Consider the following 2,736-nt stretch of genomic DNA (forward strand, 5'->3'; position numbering starts at 1 on the left):
ACGGCGGGGGTGTCCGGGGCACGGCCCCGGCCACGCCGCCGCGACACGCACGCCCCGGGCCACGGACTGCGACGGCCCCGGCCGGTCGCTGTAACTTGGGGCACATGGACCCCGCCATCGCGATCTCCGGTCTGCGCAAGACGTTCGGGGCGACCGTGGCGCTCGACGGCCTCGACCTCTCCGTCGCCCCCGGGGAGATCCACGGCTTCCTCGGCCCCAACGGGTCGGGCAAGTCCACCACGGTCCGGATCCTGCTGGGCCTGCTGCGCGCCGACGCGGGTTCGGTCCGGCTGCTCGGCGGCGACCCGTGGCGCGACGCCACCCGGCTGCACCGGCGGCTCGCCTACGTTCCGGGCGACGTCTCCCTCTGGCCGACGCTCAGCGGTGGCGAGGTGATCGATCTGCTGGGGCGGCTGCGGGGCGGGCTGGACCCCGGCCGCCGTGCGGAACTGATCGACCGGTTCGACCTCGACCCGCACAAGAAGGGCCGCGCCTACTCGAAGGGCAACCGGCAGAAGGTGGCGCTGGTGGCGGCGCTGGCCTCGGACGCCGAACTGCTGATCCTGGACGAGCCGACGGCGGGGCTCGACCCGCTGATGGAGGCCACCTTCCGGGAGATCCTGCGCGAGGAACGCGGCCGGGGCCGCACGGTCCTGTTGTCCAGTCACATCCTGGCCGAGGTCGAGGCGCTGTGCGACCGGGTGAGCATCATCCGTGCGGGTCACACGGTCGAGGCGGGCACCCTGGGCGAGCTGCGGCACCTCACCCGGACGTCCGTCTCCGCCGAGCTCGCGGGCGCACCGGACGGGCTCACCGGGCTGGCCGACGTCCACGACCTGCGGGTGGACGGCCACCACGTCGAGTTCGACGTCGAGTCGCACGCGCTCGACGCGGCGCTGCGCTCGCTCACCGACGTCGGGGTGCGCAGCCTGACCAGCCGCCCACCGACGTTGGAGGAGCTGTTCCTGCGGCACTACACCGACGACGCCGCGGACGGGGCCGAGGACGGGGGTGCCGACGGGGTGACCGGGGCCGACCGCGCGGGGCCGGAGCGGTCCCGGTGACGGCCGCGGCGACCACGGACACACGGACCGTCGGGAAAGCCGGCCCGGGCCGTCTCACCGGAACCGGACGGCTGCTGCGCCTCGCGCTGCGCCGTGACCGCGTGGTGCTGCCGGTGTGGCTGCTGGTGCTCGCGTCGATCCCGGCGATCACGGTCGGCGAGTACGCCCGGCTCTACCCCGACCCGACGCAGCGTGCGGCCCTGACCCGGAGCCTGGGCGGCAACCCGTCGATCACCCTGCTCTACGGCCCCGCCCACGACCTGTCCACGGCCGGCGGGTTCACCGCGTGGCGCTTCGGCACCCTGCTGCCGGTGTTCCTGGCACTGGTGTGCGTGTTCACGCTGACCCGGCACACCCGGCAGGAGGAGGAGACCGGGAGGCAGGAGCTGCTGGCGTCCACGGTGGTCGGGCGGGCGGCACCGCTGACCGCCGCGCTCCTGCTCTCCGCCGGGTTCGGACTGCTCACCGGCCTGGTGACCGCGGGCGCGCTGACGGTCTCCGGCACGGCGGTGCCCGGATCGCTGGCGTTCGGGCTGGGTCTCACCTCGGTGGCGTGGGTGTTCACCGGCGTGGCGGCGGTCACCGCCCAACTGGCCGAGTACGCCCGCACGGCCAACGGTCTCGCCGGCGGGGCGCTGGGCGTCATGTTCGCGCTGCGCGGCATCGGGGACTCGGCGGACGGGTTCACGTGGGTGTCCTGGCTCTCGCCGATCGGGTGGTCCACCCGGATTCAGCCGTTCGCGGGGAACCGGTGGTGGGTCCTGCTGGTTCCGGCGGTGGTGGCCGTCGCGCTCGTCGTCACGGCGTTCGTGCTCCGGCCACGCCGCGACCTCGGCCTCGGCCTGCTGCCCGCCTCGCTCGGCCCGGCGACCGCGCCCCCGCGCCTGCGGACACCGTTCGCGCTCGCCTCCCGGCTGCACCGGGGGATGCTGCTCGGCTGGGTGGTGGGCTTCGCGGTGTTCGGCGCGCTGTTCGGCGCCCTCGCCTCGGACGTGGGCGACATCGTGGGCGACAGCGCCGAGATGCGCGCGACGCTGGCCCGCATGGGCGGCTCCGAGGGGGTGGTGGACGCCTTCCTCGCCACGATGGCCAACTTCGCGGGGATGGTGGCGGCGCTGTTCGCGGTGCAGGCCGCTCTGCGGATGCGGGCGGAGGAGTCCGCCGTCCGGCTGGAGCCATTGCTGGCCACCGGGGTGAGCCGGGTCCGCTGGATCACCGGGCATCTGGTGTTCGTGCTCGGCGGCAGCGCCGCCCTCGTCGGCACGGCCGGGGCGGTCATGGGCGCGGTCCACGGGTCACGGACCGGGGACGTGGGCGGTGGGTTCGGCGACGTGTTCGTGGGGTGCCTCGCACAGATCCCGGCGGTGTGGGTGGTGGCCGGGACCGCGGTCGCCCTGTTCGGGCTCGTGCCGCGGGCGGCCCCGGGCGCGTGGGGCGTGGCGGCGGTGTTCGTGTTGATCAGCCTGTTCGGCCCGGTGCTGAACCTCGGGCAGGCGGTGCTGAACCTCTCGCCGTTCGACCACGTCCCCCGGCTGCCCGGTGCGGCGTTCACGGCGACGCCGCTCGTGTGGCTCACCGTCGTGGCCGCGGCACTGCTCACGGCGGGGGTGTGGGGGTTCCGCCGCCGCGACGTGGGGTGAGCGGCGGCCGGGTCGGCCCGGTGGCCGGTTCA

2 protein-coding genes are annotated in these 2,736 nt (G+C 75.1%); both read left to right on the forward strand.

The window, feature by feature from the left end:
* The first annotated feature begins 104 nt into the window (after positions 1–104).
* Entirely contained in the window at positions 105–1,064 is a 960-nt protein-coding gene (locus ACTIR_RS0103930) for an ABC transporter ATP-binding protein (protein ID WP_026453291.1), read from the forward strand.
* Positions 1,061–2,704: an ABC transporter permease gene (locus ACTIR_RS0103935; RefSeq protein WP_026453292.1), complete on the forward strand. Its 1,644-nt coding sequence runs from the start codon at positions 1,061–1,063 to the stop codon at positions 2,702–2,704. The genes ACTIR_RS0103930 and ACTIR_RS0103935 overlap by 4 nt, the downstream gene beginning before the upstream one ends.
* The last annotated feature ends 32 nt before the right edge of the window (positions 2,705–2,736 follow it).

This window comes from Saccharomonospora iraqiensis subsp. iraqiensis, assembly GCF_000430445.1.
Taxonomy (GTDB): Bacteria; Actinomycetota; Actinomycetes; order Mycobacteriales; family Pseudonocardiaceae; genus Saccharomonospora; species Saccharomonospora iraqiensis.

Excerpts from the sequence above, each read along its gene's own strand:
- ACTIR_RS0103930 (WP_026453291.1), top strand. The coding sequence starts at position 105 with ATGGACCCCGCCATCGCGATCTCCGGTCTGCGCAAGACGTTCGGGGCG.